16 protein-coding genes and 1 pseudogene are annotated in these 17,961 nt (G+C 71.4%); 7 read left to right on the top strand and 10 right to left on the bottom strand.

Annotated elements, in window-relative coordinates; all coding sequences use genetic code 11:
* Positions 1–170 precede the first annotated feature (170 nt).
* The gene (locus ACZ499_RS25845) at positions 171–527 is read right to left on the bottom strand and encodes a PRC-barrel domain-containing protein (protein ID WP_468404166.1); all 357 of its coding nucleotides are present in this window, start codon (positions 525–527) and stop codon (positions 171–173) included.
* 151 nt (positions 528–678) lie between these two features.
* Positions 679–840: a hydrophobic protein gene (locus ACZ499_RS25840; RefSeq protein WP_283450316.1), complete on the bottom strand. Its 162-nt coding sequence runs from the start codon at positions 838–840 to the stop codon at positions 679–681.
* Positions 841–1,029: 189 nt separating this feature from the next.
* On the opposite strand from ACZ499_RS25840, the gene ACZ499_RS25835 reads away from it, so the two are divergent.
* Positions 1,030–2,040, top strand: coding sequence for an SDR family oxidoreductase (locus ACZ499_RS25835; RefSeq protein WP_468678334.1), 1,011 nt, complete (start codon positions 1,030–1,032; stop codon positions 2,038–2,040).
* A gap of 55 nt (positions 2,041–2,095) precedes the next feature.
* A complete protein-coding gene (locus ACZ499_RS25830) occupies positions 2,096–2,770 on the top strand; it encodes an HAD family hydrolase (RefSeq protein ID WP_468678332.1) in 675 nt (224 codons plus the stop codon).
* Positions 2,771–2,821: 51 nt separating this feature from the next.
* On the opposite strand, the gene ACZ499_RS25825 is transcribed toward ACZ499_RS25830, so the two are convergent.
* From ACZ499_RS25825 to ACZ499_RS25815, 3 genes are all read right to left on the bottom strand, one after another.
* Positions 2,822–3,229, bottom strand: coding sequence for a hypothetical protein (locus ACZ499_RS25825; protein ID WP_468678331.1), 408 nt, complete (start codon positions 3,227–3,229; stop codon positions 2,822–2,824).
* Positions 3,230–3,387: 158 nt separating this feature from the next.
* Positions 3,388–5,205 (bottom strand): thiamine pyrophosphate-requiring protein, encoded by a 1,818-nt coding sequence (locus ACZ499_RS25820; protein WP_468678557.1) that lies wholly within the window; start codon positions 5,203–5,205, stop codon positions 3,388–3,390.
* Positions 5,206–5,257: 52 nt separating this feature from the next.
* Positions 5,258–7,561: an FAD-binding protein gene (locus tag ACZ499_RS25815; protein WP_468678329.1), complete on the bottom strand. Its 2,304-nt coding sequence runs from the start codon at positions 7,559–7,561 to the stop codon at positions 5,258–5,260.
* Between the two features lie 169 nt (positions 7,562–7,730).
* Between ACZ499_RS25815 and ACZ499_RS25810 the strand changes: the two genes are divergently transcribed.
* Together ACZ499_RS25810 and ACZ499_RS25805 are read left to right on the top strand one after the other, a co-directional pair.
* Positions 7,731–8,684 (top strand): LLM class F420-dependent oxidoreductase, encoded by a 954-nt coding sequence (locus tag ACZ499_RS25810; protein ID WP_468678327.1) that lies wholly within the window; start codon positions 7,731–7,733, stop codon positions 8,682–8,684.
* Between the two features lie 45 nt (positions 8,685–8,729).
* Positions 8,730–8,987, top strand: coding sequence for a DUF6479 family protein (locus tag ACZ499_RS25805; protein WP_468678324.1), 258 nt, complete (start codon positions 8,730–8,732; stop codon positions 8,985–8,987).
* 8 nt (positions 8,988–8,995) lie between these two features.
* On the opposite strand, the gene ACZ499_RS25800 is transcribed toward ACZ499_RS25805, so the two are convergent.
* The gene (locus tag ACZ499_RS25800) at positions 8,996–9,466 is read right to left on the bottom strand and encodes a Dps family protein (RefSeq protein ID WP_468678322.1); all 471 of its coding nucleotides are present in this window, start codon (positions 9,464–9,466) and stop codon (positions 8,996–8,998) included.
* A 195-nt stretch (positions 9,467–9,661) separates the two neighbouring features.
* On the opposite strand from ACZ499_RS25800, the gene ACZ499_RS25795 reads away from it, so the two are divergent.
* Positions 9,662–10,249, top strand: a complete 588-nt coding sequence (locus tag ACZ499_RS25795; RefSeq protein WP_468678320.1) for a nucleosidase — start codon at positions 9,662–9,664, stop codon at positions 10,247–10,249.
* Positions 10,250–10,262: 13 nt separating this feature from the next.
* Here the strand turns inward: ACZ499_RS25795 and ACZ499_RS25790 are convergent, their stop codons facing one another.
* Complete coding sequence (locus tag ACZ499_RS25790; RefSeq protein ID WP_468678319.1) at positions 10,263–11,321, bottom strand: aldo/keto reductase; 1,059 nt, start codon at positions 11,319–11,321, stop codon at positions 10,263–10,265.
* Positions 11,322–11,448: 127 nt separating this feature from the next.
* On the opposite strand from ACZ499_RS25790, the gene ACZ499_RS25785 reads away from it, so the two are divergent.
* Positions 11,449–12,069, top strand: coding sequence for a TetR/AcrR family transcriptional regulator (locus tag ACZ499_RS25785; RefSeq protein WP_468404186.1), 621 nt, complete (start codon positions 11,449–11,451; stop codon positions 12,067–12,069).
* 24 nt (positions 12,070–12,093) lie between these two features.
* Here the strand turns inward: ACZ499_RS25785 and ACZ499_RS25780 are convergent, their stop codons facing one another.
* Positions 12,094–14,316, bottom strand: a complete 2,223-nt coding sequence (locus ACZ499_RS25780; protein ID WP_468678316.1) for an RICIN domain-containing protein — start codon at positions 14,314–14,316, stop codon at positions 12,094–12,096.
* Between the two features lie 253 nt (positions 14,317–14,569).
* On the opposite strand from ACZ499_RS25780, the gene ACZ499_RS25775 reads away from it, so the two are divergent.
* Positions 14,570–16,876, top strand: coding sequence for a family 20 glycosylhydrolase (locus ACZ499_RS25775; RefSeq protein WP_468678314.1), 2,307 nt, complete (start codon positions 14,570–14,572; stop codon positions 16,874–16,876).
* A 21-nt stretch (positions 16,877–16,897) separates the two neighbouring features.
* Here the strand turns inward: ACZ499_RS25775 and ACZ499_RS25770 are convergent, their stop codons facing one another.
* Both ACZ499_RS25770 and ACZ499_RS25765 read right to left on the bottom strand, forming a co-directional pair.
* Entirely contained in the window at positions 16,898–17,389 is a 492-nt protein-coding gene (locus tag ACZ499_RS25770) for a universal stress protein (protein WP_468678313.1), read from the bottom strand.
* 6 nt (positions 17,390–17,395) lie between these two features.
* A pseudogene (locus tag ACZ499_RS25765) lies at positions 17,396–17,854 on the bottom strand (ArsB/NhaD family transporter); the annotation flags it as partial.
* Positions 17,855–17,961: the final 107 nt, after the last annotated feature.

The following is a 17,961-nucleotide window of genomic DNA, read 5'->3' as shown; positions in this document are numbered from 1 at the left end:
AAACCGGATAAAGAAGAGCAAAGCACGGCCGCCCCCCCCCCCCCCCTCCCTCCCCCCCCCACCCCCCCCCCCGCTCCCGCCCCCCCCCCCCCCCCCCCCCCCCCCCCCCCCCCCCCCCCCGCTGAAGCAATTCTTGCTCTATGCCCTGCTGGATGGTCGTGATGGCGACGTCAGACGACCGGCGGGCGACCGCTGTAGTAGCCACCGACCTGGTCGTGGTAGCCGGCGTCCCCGAGGTGCTTTTCCCTGTCGAACTCGGGGGCGGCCTTGATCTGGGCCTTTGTGCGGTCCACGTAGACCTTCTTCTCGGCCGCGTCGAGCTGCGTCACGGTACCGGCGGGCAGCAGCACGTGCTTGCCGAAGATCCAGACGCCGGTGTCGACCACGATGTACGCGGAGCCCACCTCGTCCGAGTGCTTGTCGACCTTGCCGATGCTTCCGTCGGTGGCCTCGACGCTCCAGCCCCGCAGATCCGCACCCGCGAGATGGCCACTGGTTTCCGGGTAGCCCCAGATGTTGTCCGTCATGAAACGTGATTCCTTTCTTCATTGTGCACCGGAAGAGCGTCGCCGCATAAACCACTCGGTGACGCTCTCTCCCGACGGGCCGGGTGCCCCAGTTCTTCCGGCCGACACATTGCTTTTTCAGCCCTTACGGAACCTGCCGCTCGGAAGACCGCTACCAGCGATACCAGCGGCCGGATCCACCCTTGGGCCGGGCGACGAAGCCGATGAGCCACAGGACCAGTACAGCGATCGCGACCCACCACAGGATTTTGAGTGCGAAGCCGGCGCCGAAAAGGATCAGGACCAGCAGTAGAACGAGGAGCAACGGGACCATGGCAATCAACCTCCAGCCCTCCGTGTGCCCCCATCAGGCGGCCACACACATTTCAGGAGACGATTTATCAGTGGACCATTCCCGGTGGCCGCGCCGCGCTCATTCACCTACTCGTTCGAGGGAATGGGGAGGCTTCCGGGGGGTATCCCACCGCAGGGCTGCCGATGCCCGGAGGGACGGGACCAGATCATGCCGCAAACCGTTGTGATCACCGGCGCCAGTGCCGGGGTCGGCCGCGCCACCGCCCGGCTGTTCGCGCGGCGCGGAGCCAACATCGCGCTCCTCGCACGCGGCCGGGCGGGCCTCGACGCCGCCGCCGCGGAGGTCGAAGAGGCCGGCGGGCGGGCTCTGGTGCTGCCCACCGACGTCGCCCACCACCAGGAGGTGGAGAAGGCGGCTGAGCTGACCGAGGCCGAGTTCGGGCCGATCGACGCATGGATCAACGTCGCCTTCACCTCCGTCTTCGCGCCCTTCACCGAGATCGGGCCGGAGGAGTTCCAGCGCGTCACGGACGTGGCGTATCTGGGCTTCGTCAACGGCACCCGTGCCGCCCTCGACCGGATGGTCCCCCGTGACCGGGGAGCCATCGTGCAGGTCGGCTCGGCCCTCGGCGAGCGGTCCATTCCGCTCCAGTCGGCCTACTGCGGCGCGAAGCACGCCATCAACGGCTTCACCTCGTCGCTGCGCACCGAACTCCTGCACAACGGCAGCCGTGTGCGCATCACCGTGGTGCAGCTGCCCGCGGTCAACACCCCGCAGTTCTCCTGGGTCCGCTCACGGCTGCCCAAGCACCCCCAGCCGGTGCCGCCGATCTACCAGCCCGAGGTCGTCGCCCGGACCATCGTGCACGCGGCGGACCACCCCCGCCGCAAGCAGTACTACGTCGGCGCCTCCACGGTCGCGACCCTCTGGGCCAACCGGCTCGCCCCGGCCGTACTCGACCGCTATCTGGCCCGTACGGGCTATGCGGCGCAGCAGACCGACTCCCTCGCGCCCGTCACCGGGCCCGGCAACCTGTGGCAGCCGCTCGACGACCGCCCGGGCGACGACCACGGCGCCCACGGCGTCTTCGACGAGCGTTCGACACCCCGCTCCGCCCAGGCGGCCCTCGCCCGCCACCCCGCACTCACCGCGGGCACGGGCGCCCTGGCCGCGGCGGCCGTGCTGCGGTGGGTGAGCGCCCGCCGCGCGGGCGGCTGAGCCGACGAGCCCGTACGGTCGGAGCAAGGCAGAGTGGTACGGAAGGCGGCACGGTATGACGCGCGCGGCGATCTTCGACGTCGACGGCACTCTCGTCGACACCAATCATCTGCATGTGGTCTGTTGGTGGGAGGCGTTCCGGCAGGCCGGACACGATGTGGCCACGCATGCCGTCCACCGGGCGGTCGGGCTGCCCTCGGAGGACCTGATCGCACATCTGCTGGGCGAGGACCGCGACAAGGACGAGGACTCCGACCTCAGCTCCGCGCACACGACCCTGTACGCCACGTACTTCGCGCGGCTCGCCCCGATCGCGGGCGCCGCGGACCTGCTGCGGGCGCTGGACGGGCGTGGCTGGCGTGTGGTTCTCGCCACCTCGGCGGGCGGGGCCGAACTGGGCGCGCTGCGCAAGGCCATCGACGCCGACGACGTGATCGCCGGGGTGGCCAGCGCGGACGACGTCGAGTCCGGGAAACCGGCCCCCGACCCCGTCCACCACGCGCTGGAGCTGGTCGACGGCGACGCCGGGGCGTCGGTGTTCGTCGGCGACACGGTCTGGGACATGAAGGCGGCGGCCAAGGCCGGGGTGCGGCCCGTGGCGGTGCTGGCGGGCGGAATCCCGCGCGGCGATCTGGAAGAGGCGGGCGCGGTGGCCGTCTACGACGACCCGGCGGCGCTACTGGCCGCGCTGGACGCCAGTCCGGTGGCTGAGCTGGAGCGCCGCAGCTGAGCCGCGGGCACGACTTCCGGGCGCGTGTACGCGTATACCCGCGGCCTGCTCCTAACGCCCCCGAAGCCGCAGTTGCAGATCCACTTCCTGGTCGCCCGAGGCCGTCCCGGCGTCCTCCACGTCGAAGGTCCGGTGCAGGACGTCGCGGAGCCGGGCCACCGCGACCGGGCCGCCCTGGACGTCGACGGTCGCCGTGCCGCCCAGCGCCGCCCGGCTCACCTCCTCCGGCACCCGGGAGGTGTCGAAGGTCGCCGTCCACACGGTCGGACGCGCCGGATCGGGGCTCGTGGGCCCGTGGCTCGCCTCTTCGGCGCCGCGCCCCGACCTGTCCGGCTCGTCCGCCGAGAAGTACCGGCGCAGCGCGCCCAGGACCGACTCGGCGTCGGCGGCCGAGCACGCGCTGAGTACCACCTGTACGCGCTGTTCCGGCGGCGCCTGGGATGCGGCGGTGGGCTTCATGGGGGCACTCCTCCTGCGTCGGTCAGTCGGTCGGTCGCTCAGTCGGCCGGTTCGGGCCGTTCCCACGTGGCCCGGCGGGTTGCCCGTGCCCGGGCGGTGAAACCCGCCGATGCCACTCTGCCCGCGTTCCCGGGCCGCCGCCTCTTCGCGGCATCGCGTCAGGCGTCGCCGCCGGCGCCGGGCCGGTCCTCCCGGTGCCTGCTGCCCGGCAGCATCTCCTGCACCTTCGCCTTCAGCCCCTGCCGGATCATGCCGACCCGGTCGCTGTCGCCCTTCACGATCGAGGCCGCGGCGGCCTCGATCTGGTCGAGCGAGGCGTGCGGCGGGATCGGCGGCACCGCCGGGTCGGTGCGGAACTCGACCACGAACGGCCGGTCCGCGTCGAGCGCCCGCCGCCAGGCGCCCTCGACGTCACCGGGCTTCTCCACCCGTACGCCGTCGAGTCCGATGGAGCGCGCGAAGTCCGCGTACGGCACATCGGGCAGCTCCTGGGACGGCAGGAACTGCGGCGCGCCGGACATGGCGCGCATCTCCCAGGTGACCTGGTTGAGGTCCTGGTTGTTGAGCACGGCGACGATCAGACGGGGGTTCTCCCACTCGCGCCAGTACTTGGACACGGTGATCAGCTCCGCGAGCCCGTTCATCTGCATCGCCCCGTCGCCGACGATCGCGATGGCTGGGCGGTCCGGGTGGGCGAACTTGGCGCCGATCACATACGGGACGCCCGGCCCCATCGTGGCCAGCGTGCCGGAGAGCGAACCGCGCATGGTGCCGCGCATCCGCAGGTGCCGTGCGTACCAGTTGGCGGCCGAACCGGAGTCCGCGGCAAGGATGACGTCGTCGGGCAGCAGGGCGTCGAGGGCGTGCACCACGTACTCGGGGTTGATCGGGTCCGCGTCGACCGCCGCGCGCCGCTCCATCACCTGCCACCAGCGGGCGGTGTCCTTCTCGATCTTCTTCCGCCACTTGTCGTGCTTCTTGCGCTTCAGCCTGGGCAGCAGCCGGGTCAGCGTCTCGCGGGCGTCGCCGACGAGGTTGACCTCGAACGGGTAGCGCAGTCCGACCATGAACGGATCGATGTCGATCTGCACCGCCCGCGCCTGGTCCAATCCGGGCAGGAACTGCGTGTACGGGAAGCTCGACCCCACCACGAGCAGCGTGTCGCAGTCCTGCATGAGCTCGTACGAGGGCCGGGTGCCCAGCAGGCCGATGGCGCCGGTGACGTAGGGCAGGTCGTCGGGGAGCGCGTCCTTGCCGAGCAGCGCCTTGGCGACGCCCGCGCCCAGCACGTCCGCGAGCTGCTCGACCTCGGCCCTGGCGCCCCGCGCGCCCTGCCCGATCAGCACGGCCACCTTCTCCCCCGCGTTCAGCACCTCGGCGGCCCTGGCGATCTCGTCGTCGGCGGGGACGGTGGCGTAGTGGGCGGCGCCGAGGCTGGAGGGCACCATCTTGAAGGCGTGGCCGGGCGGGGTGTAGTCGAGTTCCTGCACATCGGCCGGAATGATCACGGCGGTCACGGTCCGCCGGGCGGCGGCGGTGCGCATGGCCCGGTCGATGACGTTGGGCAGTTGCTCGGGGACGGTCACCATCTCGCAGTATTCGGAGGCCACGTCCTTGTACAGGCTCAGCAGATCGACCTCCTGCTGGTACGAGCCGCCCATGGCGCTGCGGTTGGTCTGACCGACGATCGCCACGATCGGCACATGGTCGAGCTTGGCGTCGTAGAGGCCGTTGAGCAGATGGATCGCGCCGGGGCCGGACGTGGCCGCGCACACCCCCACCCGCCCGGAGAACTTGGCGTACCCCACCGCCTCGAACGCGGCCATTTCCTCGTGCCGCGCCTGGATGAACCGGGGCTTGTCGTCGGCCCGGCCCCAGGCGGCGAGCAGGCCGTTGATGCCGTCGCCCGCGTAGGCGAAGACGTGCTCGACCTCCCATTGCCGCAGCCGTTCCAGAACGTGGTCGGAGACTTTCATCGACACGGGATGACCTTTCCAGGGGTGGGGACTCGGGGACTCTCTGCGGGTGTCAGCGGGTGGAGGGGCGGTCGGCGGCCCTTTCCGGGTGGTGCGCGGGGAGCGGGCCGTCGAGGCCCAGGGCGAGTGCCTCGGCGAGGTGGAGTGCGCGGCGTCCGGTGCCGCCCTGCTCGATCTGGGTGCGGCAGCTGAAGCCGTCGGCGAGCACCAGCGCGCCGGGCGCGGTGTCACGCACGGCGGGGAGCACGCCCTGCTCGCCGATCTTCATGGACAGCTCGTAGTGGCCGCGCTCGAAGCCGAAGTTCCCGGCGAGACCGCAGCATCCGGCGTCCAGGACGTCGGCGTCGAGGCCGGTGCGGCGCATCAGCTCGCGGTCGGCGTTGTCCTTGAGCACCGCGTGCTGGTGGCAGTGGGTCTGCACGGTGGCGGCCCGGCTCACCGTGGGCGGGTGCCAGCCGTCCGGGGCGTGGTTGACCACCTGCTCGGAGAACGTGCGGAACTGCCCGGCGAGACGGCGTACGTCCTCGTCGTCCGGCATCAGGTCGGGCGCGTCGGCGCGGAACACCGCGGTGCACGAGGGCTCCAGGCCGATGACCGGGGTGCCCGCTTCGATCCACGGGCGCAGGACCTGCACGCTGCGGCGCAACACCCGTCCTGCCACGCCGAGTTGGCCCGTCGAGATCCAGGTGAGGCCGCAGCACACCGGGCGGCTCGGCACGGCGACCCGGAAGCCGGCGTCCTCCAGGACCTTGACGGCGGAGCGGGCGACCGCCGGGTGGAAGTACGTGCTGAAGGTGTCCGGCCACAGCACCACGGCCCGCGGATCGCCCGGGAGGGGCTCGGCCGTGGCCCGGGGCCGCCACCACTGGAGGAACGACTGCCCGGCGAAGGCGGGGGCCTCGCGCTCGGCCGCGACCCCGGCCATACGTTTGCCTGCCCGGGCGAGCACCGGGGCCCGCAGCAGCGCGTTGACCGCGCCGGGGCCGATCCGGGAAAGACGTGCCCACAGCGGCAGCCAGCCCAGCGCGTAGTGCGCGGCCGGGCGCAGCACGTAGCCGAACTCCTCGAACAGGCCCTTCAGATCGCGCAGATAGTCGCCGAGCCGGTCCGGCGGTACGGCCGAGTCCTCCCAGCCCTCCCAGGTCTCGCGCTCGTCCGGCGGACGGGCGGTCACCCCGAGCCCGGCCTCGCGGGCCTTGAGCATCTCGTGTTCGCGCGCGGGGTCGTCGGAGAACGCAACAGAGTCGTCGTTGGCGTCGCGCCCGAGCGCCCGCAGCAGGTCATGGGCCTGTGCGTCGACCTCGTCCTGGGTGTCACCGGTGAACTGCACGAGCAGCCAGCTGTTGCCCGCAGGGAACCGCTCCAGGGATTCCAGATGGGCGTGCTCCTCGCGCATCAGTTGCGCCATCCGGTCGTCCAGCGCCTCCAGCTGGGCGGGTTCGCTGTGGGCGAGCAGCCGGGGGACGTCGTCGGCCGCGCTGCAGATGTCGTCGTAGCCGAGCACCAGCATCGACTCGAAGGGCGGCACCGGAACCAGCTCCAGCTCGGCCCGCACCACGGTGACCAGCGTGTTCTCGCTGCCGACCAGGGCGCGGGCGAGGTCGAAGCCGTTCTCCGGGAGCAGCGCGTCCAGGTTGTAGCCGGACACCCGGCGCGGAATGCGCGGATAGCCGCGCCGCACCTCGCCGAGATACCGCCCGATGAGCTCCCGCAGCCCCCCGTACAGCTCGGCCGGGCGCCCGCCCGCGGCCATGATCTCCTCGAACTCGGCGTCCGGCGTCGGCCCGACCCACATCCGGGTGCCGTCGTAGGTGAGGACCTCCAGGCGCCGTACGTTGTCGGCGGTCTTCCCGTACGCCTGGGCCGAGGCGCCGCACGAGTTGTTGCCGATCATGCCGCCGAGCGAGCAGTGGTTGTGGGTGGCGGGTTTGGGCCCGAACTTCAGCCGGTGGGGCGCCAGTTGGCGGTTGAGTTCGTCCAGTACGAGACCGGGCTCGACGACGCACGTACGCCGCTCGGGGTCGACGGAGACGAGCCGGTGGCAGTACTTGGTCCAGTCGACGGCCACGGCCGTGTTGGTGCACTGCCCGCCCAGACTGGTGCCGCCGCCGCGCGAGAGCACCGGGGCGTCGTACTCCCGGCACACCGCGATCGCGGCGACCGCGGCCTCGACCGTGTGCGGCACCACGACGCCGATCGGCACCTGGCGGTAGTTGGAGGCGTCGGTGGCGTAGGCCGCGCGGCTGCCCGGGTCGAAGCGCACCTCGCCGTCCACCCGGTCGCGCAGCGCCTGCTCCAGCGAGGGGCGGTCCTGCCGCACACCGTCATGTGGAGCCGTCCCGCCGGTCGCGCCCATGGAAAACCCTCTCCGTCGAAACCACGCCACCGACCGGGCCTGCTCCGGGCCCGACCGACGCGCTTCCGCCGGTACCCCCGTGCGGGCGCCTCACACGGTCGCGGGGTGGATGTTTTCTTTCGCGCCCACCGGTCACCCGGCGTGCACCACCGCGTCCGAAGGAGCGGCCATGACCGAGTACGGCTACTTTCTGTCGAGCGAGGAGCACACACCCGCCGAGCTGGTCGAACAGGCCCGGATGGCCGAGCAGGCGGGATTCACCTCACTCTGGATATCCGATCACTACCACCCCTGGAACGACAGCCAGGGCCAGTCCCCGTTCGTCTGGTCGGTGATCGGCGCGCTGTCGGAGGCCGTGTCCCTGCCGGTGGAGACCGCGGTGACGTGCCCGACCGTACGCGTCCACCCGGCGGTCGTGGCTCAGGCCGCCGCCACCAGCGCCGTACAGCTCGGTGGCCGCTTCCGGCTCGGCGTGGGCTCGGGCGAGGCGCTCAACGAGCACATCCTCGGCGACGCCTGGCCGGAGGCCGCCGTGCGGCTGGAGATGCTGGAAGAGGCCATCCAGGTGATGCGGCTGCTGTTCACCGGTGAACAGATCAGCCACCGGGGCAAGCACTACACCGTGGAGAACGCCCGCCTGTACACCGTCCCCGACGAGCCCGTGCCCATCGACGTGTCGGCCTTCGGGCCGCAGGCCGGGGAGCTGGCGAGCCGGGCCGGGGACGGTCTGATCGCCATGGCACCCGACACCGCCCTGATCGAGCGATTCCGGCGCGGCGGGGGCGGCGGCAAACCCGTGCTCGCCGGTCTGAAGGTGTGCTGGGGTCCCGACCGCGAGGAGGCGGTCCGCGAGGCCCACCGGCTGTGGGCCAACGAGCAGCTGCCCGGCGAGCTGCCGCAGGTGCTGCCGACACCGCGCCACTTCGAGCAGGCGTCCGAGCTGGTGACGCCCGGGCGCGTCGGCGAGAACGTGCCCTGCGGGGACGACGTGGACATGCACGTCGCCGCGGTGCGCGAGTACGCCGACGCCGGGTTCGACACCGTGTACGTCAACCAGATCGGAAAGGGGCAGCGCGGCTTCTTCGACTTCTACCGCACCAAGGTCCTGCCGCAGCTCGCATAGAAGCCACCCGCTCGACAGAAGCCACCGCCCGCATAGGAGCCACCCATGAACGCCCTCCCGCTCTCCCAGACCCTCGCCGCGAGCAGCTCGTCCTCCTGGCTGTTCCTGATCGTGGGCATCCTGGTCGTGGCCGTACTGCTCGCGGCCTTCTGGTACGGCAGCCGCCGGGCCGCGCGGCAGCCGAAGCCTCCGCAGGAGCCCCAGCCGCGCGCGGACTCCTGGCGGACGCCCGACACCCCCGACACCGAAGCGCCGGAGGGCCCGGGGGGCCCGGAGGGCCCGGAGCACGGCCACCACCTCTAGCGGCCGGGTCAGGCATCCTCCGCCTGGAACATCCAGGCGTGCTTCTCCAGCTCCCCCGTCAGGCTGATGAGCAGGTCCTGGGTGACCGGATCCGGCTTCCCGGTCACCGCGATCCGCTCGCGCATGCGCTCGATCACCCTGCCCAGGGCGGCCACCAGCACCTGCACGGCCTCGGTGTCCTTGATCCAGCCCTCCGGAACGGTGCCGATCGCGGAGGTCGCCGCCACGGTGGCGGCCCGGCCGTCCGGCGCGACACCGAGCGCGGAGGCGCGCTCCGCCACCACGTCGGAGTGCTGACGCGCTGTGGTGACCACCTCGTCGAGCTGGAGGTGGACCGAGCGGAAGCGCGGGCCCACCACGTTCCAGTGCACCTGCTTGGCCGCCAGCGACAGATCCACCAAATCCACCAGGGCACCCTGCAGCGCGGTCCCCACGACCTTCAGGTCGGCATCCGGCAACGAGCTCTTCACGGCAGCCACTGTGTTCTCCATTCCTGGGTACTGATCCCGGTCCACGGGATGCGGGCGGGAGGCGTGTGCCGTCCCTCCGCTGCGCCTTCCTTGAAACGCGAGGATCAAACCGGGCGCAGGTCAGGGGCACACCTCCGCGCGGCACACCTCCCCGCACATGACCCGCTGCTGTAGCACTGAGCACGCGGAAATACCCTGGTCCCCATGGAGCTCTCAGGACTCATCGCCACCAACCGCCCGCTGCTCGTGCTGGCCGTCAAGGAAGAGGCGCAGTTCCTCGACACGGATCTGCCCGTCCTCCTCACCGGTATGGGCAAGGTGAACGCGGCGGGCGCGCTGGCCACCGTCCTGGGGCGCGGGCCGCACCCCTCCCGGATCGTCAACCTGGGGACGGCCGGGGCGCTGCGCCCCGGGTGGACCGGCACCCATGTCATCGGCTCGGTGATCCAGCACGACCTGGACAGTGACGTACTGGCCGCGCTGACCGGCGAGATGTACGGTCCGCCGCTCGATGTGTCCGACCGGGGCGGGCCGACGCTGGCGACCGGCGACTCGTTCATAGCCGACGAGGAAGCGCGCGCCCGTCTGGCGCTGCGGGCCCACCTCGTCGACATGGAGGGCTACGCGCTCGCGTCCGTCGCGCAGCGGGCCGGGGTCCCCCTCGGTATCGTCAAGCACGTCAGCGACGAGGCGGGCGAGGGCGCTGCCAGGACATGGCGCGAGTCGGTGGCCGACTGCGCCCGCGTCCTCGCCGCCTGGGCCGAGGCCAACATCCCGGAGTACACCGCCTGATCCCCGGCGGGGCCTACGCCTTTCCGGCCACCGCCCGGCCCGTCATCGGCGGGTTGAGCCGGGCGAACCCCTCCTGGCGCTCGTACGGGTAGTACGGGTAGGGCGCGGTCCGGGTGCTCGCGGCGTCGAGGCGCGCCACCTGCTCGGCCGTCAGGGTCCAGCCGAGCGCGCCGAGGTTCTGCCGGAGCTGCTCCTCGTTGCGGGCGCCGATGATGACGGAGGAGACGGTGGGGCGGCGCAGCAGCCAGTTGAGGGCGATCTGCGGGATCGTCCTGCCGGTCTCCTCCGCCAGCTCGTCGAGGGTGTCGACCACCCGGTGGAGCAGCTCGTCCTCGACGGGCGGGCCGTAGTCCGCGGTGCGGTGGAGACGGCTCTGCTCCGGCAGCGGCTGCCCGCGGCGGATCTTGCCGGTGAGCCGGCCCCAGCCGAGCGGGCTCCACACCACCGCGCCGACACCCTGGTCGGCCGCGAGCGGCATCAGCTCCCACTCGTAGTCACGGCCCACGAGGGAGTAGTACACCTGGTGCGCCGCATAGCGCTGGTAGCCGTGCCGGTCCGCCGTGGCCTGCGACTTCATCAGCTGCCAGCCGGAGAAGTTGGAGACGCCGGTGTAGCGGATCTTTCCGGCCCGTACGAGGTCGTCGAGCGTGGACATGACCTCCTCGATCGGGGTGCCCGCGTCGAAGGCGTGCAGCTGGAAGAGGTCGATGTAGTCCGTGCCGAGGCGGCGCAGCGCGTCCTCGACGCTGCGGATGAGGCGTGAGCGGGAAGTGCCCGCGTCGCCCGGCCCGTCGCCCATCGGCAGTCCGGCCTTGGTGGAGAGGATCACCTCGTCGCGCCGCCCCTTGATCGCCGCGCCGAGCACCTCTTCCGAGGCGCCTGCGGAGTAGACGTCGGCGGTGTCGAACATGGTGACCCCGGCCTCCAGGCAGATGTCCACAAGTCGGCGCGCCTGCTCCGCGTCGGTGTCGCCCCAGGCGCTGAAGAGCTCTCCGCGCCCGCCGAACGTCCCGGCGCCGAAGCTCAGTGCCGGAACCATCAGCCCCGACGCGCCCAGCCTCCTGTATTCCATGACAGATTCCTCTCCGTGCACAGCCGGTGCGGTCGCCGGTCGGCGACCACTACCGGTTCTGTGGTTCCGTTAGGATGTGTCCACAACGTAGCAGAACCTCATCCATTAATGGAACAGGAGTCCCGTTATGACTTCGGGAGACGCAGACCCCGGGACCCTCCGCCCCGGTGGCCGGACCGCTCGTGTACGGGCCGCGGTGCTCGGCGCCGCCGGTGACGCGCTCGCGGAGGGCGGTCTCGCCCAGCTGGACCTCGCCGATGTGGCCCGCCGCGCCGAGGTCGGCAAGACCACGGTCTACCGGCGCTGGGGCACTCCGGCCGGTCTCGTCGCCGACCTGCTCGCGGACATGGCCGAGCAGTCGCTGCCGCGCACGGAGACGGGGACGCTCCTGGGCGATCTTCGCGCCAACGCCCGGCTCGTCCGGCGCACCCTGGCCGACGCCCGCCAGGGCGCCCTCTTCAAGGCGGTGATCGCCGCCGCGACCTGCGACGACCAGACGGCCGCCGCCCTGCACCGCTTCTACGAGACGCGCGTCGAGGAATGGGCCATGTGCGTCCAACAGGCCGTCGAGCGAGGGGAGTTGGCTGAGGGGACCGACACCCGCGAAGTGATCCGCGCGGTCTCGGCCCCCCTCTACTACCGCCTTCTGACCACCGGCACCCCGCTCGACGAGGCGGCCGCGGACCGCGCCGCCGAGGCCGCGGCCGCCGCCGCACGCGCGGGGGTCTTCACGACCGCACAGGGCTGAGGTGCGCGGCCGTTCACGGCCCCGTCAGGTGATCGTCCACTGCTGAAGCGACGTATGGGCGTCGGCCTGCTGCGTCACCAGGCCGCCGTCGGAGCCCGACGACGTCGTCAGCAGCAGTCCGCTGTGCGCATTGGCGATCGTGTAGGCACCCGAGGCGAGTCCGGTGACCTTCCAGTGCTGGTTCGCACCGCCGGTGCACGTCCACTGGATCACCGCCGTGCCCGGCGCGGTCAGCCCGCCGTCGTCGTCGGCGCACAGGTTCGAGTAGGCGTTGACGAGCGTGTACGAGCCGTCGGGCTGCTGGGTGAAGTTCCAGGTCTGGTTGGAGCCGCCGTTGAGCGACCAGGTGACCAGCCGGACCCCGGACGCCTTGGACCAGTTGGGGTCGTCGAGTCCCTGGCCGGACACGGAGATCGTGTGCGGGCCGTTCAGGTTCGCGGGGGCCGAGCCGGTCGCGGTCAGGGTCAGTGTCTGCTCGGCGGCGGTGCGCGAGCCGCCGACGACGCTGCCCGTCGTATTGGTCCAGGTACGGGTCGGCGTGGTCTCGGCGAGGCGAGCGGTCTTTGACGACATACCGAGCACCAGTCCGCTGTAGCGGTTGACCAGCCGGAACGCGCCGCTGCGCACACCGCCGGACGACATGTCCGGGACGACGAACCACTGCTGCCCGACCGTGGGACCGCCCGATCCGGGCGCGGTGGCGGACGGTTCGGCCGCCCAGGCGCGGCCGGCCTTCGCAGCCGAGTCGACGCCCAGCAGCTTCCCGGTGGCCGCGTTGGCGATCCGGTACGAGCCGTCGCCGTTGCCCGTGAAGGTCCACGCCTCCAGGTTCGATCCGGTGGCGGAGGCCAGGGACGTGACCGTCGAGCCGCCGGAGGTCTGGGCGAGCACCCGGCCGGATCCGCTGCCGATGCGGTAGGTCTTCGCGGGGTCGACGGGCGGGGCGGCGGGCGCGGACGAGCCCACGGTGACCTCGGCGTACTCGCCGTCGGAGCGGGCGCACGCGATGGAGCAGTACGACCGGAAGGTCTTGCCGACGATCGTCGAGTTCGTCCGGTTCGCGGCGTCCACCATCCAGCGGTACCAGGAGCCGGAAGTGTAGCTGCCCGAGTCCCCGATCAGCCGCCACTTCTGCGTCGCCAGGTCGTCGGTGACGTAGAAGCGCTGGGGCGCCGTCCCCGAGACGACCTCGGGCTCTCCGATATAGAGGCCGAGGTGGGCGTCGTAGGCGATGTTCATGATGAACAGGTCCGATTTGGCGGGGAGTTCGCCCGCCGCGACCTGCTGGTCGACTGTCCCGCTGTTGGCGGGGTCGTAGTCGCCGGCCACGGGCGTGTAGCCGGTCGGGTCGGCCGCGGTCGCCGGCACCATGTTGCTCTCCAGGCCGCCCACACCGGGCTGCGACCAGGAGCCGTCGTACCACTTCGACCAGGAGCCGCTCGCCATCTTCGACGAGATCGGCGCCCGTGCGACGTGCGCCAGTCCGCCCGTGCTCCCGCCGACGCCGCCCTTGGGGACGATCCGCGAGCCGTAGTAGACGTAGAAGTAGCCCGACGCCGGGTCGACGAACAGCCGCTGGTCGCCGTCGCCGTAGTCGTACGTCTGCTGGGGGAAGGCCGTCGAGTCGTTCCGGGTGGTGCCGTACGGCGAGGTGATGGCGTGGCCCAGGATGGTCCACACCTTGCCCTGGTTCTTGGAGACCGCGTAGTCGATGGCGTCGTAGTGCAGCCCGTCGCCGAAGGGCTGCGGGGTGAACTCGTTGTGCACCAGGCCGTACCAGTCCCCCGTGTCCGGGTCGGCCCACACCCCGACCAGGTCGCAGAAGTTCTTCTGGGAGTACCCCGAGCCCGGTCCCGCCGACGTCGCCCGCACGCCGGTGGGGCTGTTGTTGCAGCGCCAGGTGGTGTCGTTGTTCCTGTCACTGGAGTTGGCCGGGTTCACGGCGTTGCTGATCGCACTCGACCGGGTGGCGTCGTCGAAGTCCGTACCGGTGTAGAAGTCCCAGTACCGGGGCTCGCTCGGGCCGTACAGCGCGGCGGACTGCTGGAAGTAGAACGTGCCGTCCTTGTCGATGTAGGAGGCGGCCGGCGTATCGGTCGGGTACTTGTACGGGCTCACCGAACCGATCGAGATCGTGTACGTGGCGCCGGGCGCGGCCGCAGACGCCGGGTCCGGAGCCAGTACGACGCCGGCAATCAGGGGGATGGCCGCGGCCGCTGCCGCGAGGGCTCTTCGCAGGCGTGACACAGGTCGTCGTCCTTTCTCTCCGAGGAGCGGTGGCCCGATCCCACTGCCGCGGACAGCCGGAGTACATGTGTTTTCGTCATCGCTTCTTGGGTTTTCTTGCACGGACGCGGCCTGTTCCCGACGACGCTCCTGCGCGATCGCGCTCGATACGGCGCTGTTTCGAGCATCTATTGACATGTGCGCACCACTGCGCTGCACTGGTGCGCCACTTGCCTCGCAAGCCCCCTGCCCCTCTCATGACCAGGGATACGCCATGCGACTGCTCAGATTCCTGATCGCCGCGGTCTGCGCGCTGGCCGCACTCGCCCTGCCCGGCGTCGCCGCCGCGCCCGCACGGGCGGCCGCCGCGCCCCCGCAGACCGTTCCGGCGCTGCGGCAGTGGACGGCCGGCTCCGGCACATACGCCTTCACCGCCACCAGCCGGATCACCGTCGACCCCGCCTATACCGCCCAACTCTCCGACGAGGCAGCCACGTTGGCGGACGATCTCGGCGCGCAGACCGGGCGGACCGTGGCCGTCGTCACGGGGACGCCCGCCGCCGGCGACATCGGACTCACGCTCGGCGAGGGCACACTGCCCGCCGAGGGCTACCGGATGACCGTCGACCAGGCAGTCACCATCCGGGGCGGGACCGACACCGGCGCCTTCTACGGCACCCGCACCCTCCTCCAACTGCTGCACCAGTCCACCTCGGTACCCGCCGGGACGGCCGTGGACTGGCCCACCAAGCCCGAGCGCGGCCTCATGATCGACCAGGGCCGGAAGTTCTTCACCGTCGCCTGGGTCCAGCAGCACATCAAGGAGCTGGCCTACCTCAAGCTCGACTACTTCCACTTCCACCTGTCGGACACCTTCGGCTTCCGCCTGGAGAGCTCCACCCACCCCGAGATCGTCTCCGCCGACCACTACACCAAGCAGGACATCGCCGGCCTGGTGGCGCTCGGGCAGAAATACCACGTCACCATCGTCCCGGAGATCGACACACCCGGGCATATGAACGCGGTCCTGGCCGCCCACCCCGAACTCAAGCTCAGGAACAGCTCCGGCACGGCCAGCGCCGAGTTCATCGACCTCTCGCTGCCCGGCTCGTACACCCTGATCAAAGACCTGATCAACGAGTACCTGCCGCTCTTCCCCGCCCGCTACTGGCACATCGGCGCGGACGAGTACGTCACCGACTACAACAGCTACCCCCAGCTGCTCAGCTACGCCCGCGCCCACTACGGCGCGAACGCCACCGCCAAGGACACCTACTACGGGTACGTCAACTGGGCCGACGCGCTGGTGCGGGCGGGCGGGAAGACCACCCGGATGTGGAACGACGGCATCAAGTCCGGTGACGGCACCGTCACCCCGAACGCGGACATCCTCGTCGAGTACTGGTACAACTACGGCCTCACCCCGCAGGAGTTGGCGGCGGCCGGGCACACCGTGGCCAATGAGTCCTGGACACCCACCTATTACGTCCTCGGGGGCGCCAAACCCGACACCAAGTGGATGTACGAGATGTGGACGCCGGACCTCTTCCAGGGCGGCAACACCCTCACCGACCCGGCCAGGAACCCGGGCTCGCTGATCCACGTGTGGTGCGACAACCCCAACGCCGAGACCGAGGACCAGATCGCGGGCGGCATCATGTACCCGCTGCGCGGCCTGGCCCAGCAGACCTGGGGGTCCCCGAAGCCCACGAGCGGTTACGCCTCCTTCACCCCGATCGTCGCGGCCGTCGGCCACAACCCCGCCTGGCCCGGCCCGGCCCAGCCGGGCAACCTCGCCCGCAACCGCCCCACCACCGCTTCCAGCACCGAGACCGCGAACTTCCCGCCCGCCTCGGCCACCGACGGCGACCCGGCCACCCGCTGGTCCAGCGCGTACACCGACCCGCAGTGGCTCCAGGTCGACCTCGGCTCCACCCAGAACGTCAACCGCGTGGTGCTCCGCTGGGAGGCCGCGTACGGCAAGGCCTTCCAGATCCAGCTCTCCGACGACGCCACGACCTGGCGCACCCTCTACTCCACCACCAGCGGCACCGGCGGTGTCCAGGACCTCACCGGGCTGTCCGGCTCCGGCCGCTACATCCGCCTGTACGCCACCCAGCGCGGCACCTCGTACGGGTACTCGCTGTACGAATTCGAGGCGTACGGCGGCCAGTTGAGCGGAACCCGTACCCTCACCGCGGGCGGCAAGGCGCTCGACGACCCGGCGAGCTCCGGCACGTCCGGCACCCAGCTGATCACCTGGACCCCGCACGGCGGGCCCAACCAGCAGTGGCAGCCGACCCTCAACGGCGACGGCAGCTACACGCTGGTGAACGGCTCCTCCAAACTCTGCGCGGACGTGGCCGGAGGCGCCACCACAGCGGGCGCCGCCGTCGTCCAGGCAACCTGCACCGCGCGCGACAGCCAGCACTGGCAGCTCACCGGCCTCGGCGGAGGCCGCTACACGGTCGCCAACAAGAACAGCGCGCTCCTGCTGACCACCGCGTCCGCCACCGACGGCGCCCTGGTCACCCAGCAGGCGGCCAACGGCTCCACGTACCAGCAGTGGCAGATCGCCTGAGCCGTGGTACCGGGGCCGGGGCTACCCCCGGTCCAGCGGCGCCGGCGGGAGCGTGGCGACCCCCGGCGCCGGTTCGGGCCAGACCAGGAGGACGGGGCAGGGGGCGTGGTCGAGGACGAAACGGGAGGCGGGGCCCAGGCTCTTCGGTCCCAGCCGGGAGCGGTCGCCGTCGCGGGCGAAGACCAGCAGGCCGGCGCCCTCGGCCTCGGCCACGACCTCCCGTTCCGTGCGTCCGGTGCGCTCCTGGCACCGGCACGGGCGGCCAAGGCGTTCGGCGGCGGCGCGCAGGAGGTCCTGGGCGGAGACATCGGCCAGGTGCTCCAGGCGGGTGCCGGGGTCGCGCTCGGGGTGGCCGCGGCCGAGGAGACCCGCGTAGGCGCCGTGGGCGACGCCCGGGACGTCCTGGCCGGTGACATGGAGGAGCACGATGTCGGCGCCGTCCGCCGTGTGGGCGCGGGCGGCGTCGACGCACGCGGGCCAGGAACCTTCGGTGATCCAGACGACGACGGTCATGGTGCATCAGCCTCCGAGCACGTGCAGCGACCCCCACAGTGCCAGCACGGCGAGCGCCAGGGCGAGGGGCACGACGAGAAGACCGAGCCGGGTGAACTCCCACAGGTCGACGTCGCTGTCGTGCTCCCGGACGATGCGCCGCCACAGCAGGGTCGCGAGTGACCCGGCGTAGGTGAGGTTGGGCCCGATGTTGACGCCGAGCAGCACCGCGAGCACGGCGCCCGGGCCGGTCGGCGCGGTCAGCGGCAGCAGGACCAGGACGGCGGGCAGGTTGTTGATGACGTTGGCCAGTACGGCGGCCAGCGCGGCCACGCCGAGCAGTGCGAGCAGGCCGGTGCCGTCGGGGACCAGATGGGCGAGGCCGGAGGCGAGCCCGTTGTCGACCACGGCGCGGACCACGATGCCCAGGGCGAGCACGAAGGCGAGGAACGGCAGCGCCGCGGCACCGACCAGGGCGGCGGGTGTGGGGGGGGGGGGGGGGGGGGGGGGGGGGGGGGGCCACGAGGCCTCCGCCACCCCCTCGCCTGACCGAGCACCCCCCCCCCCAGACAGGAAAGAGCAACAAACACAAG

It is taken from the genome of Streptomyces sp. NPDC031265 (assembly GCF_055570295.1).
The sequence above is the reverse complement of the archived record's forward strand: the minus strand, read 5'-3'. Positions and strand labels throughout refer to the sequence as shown.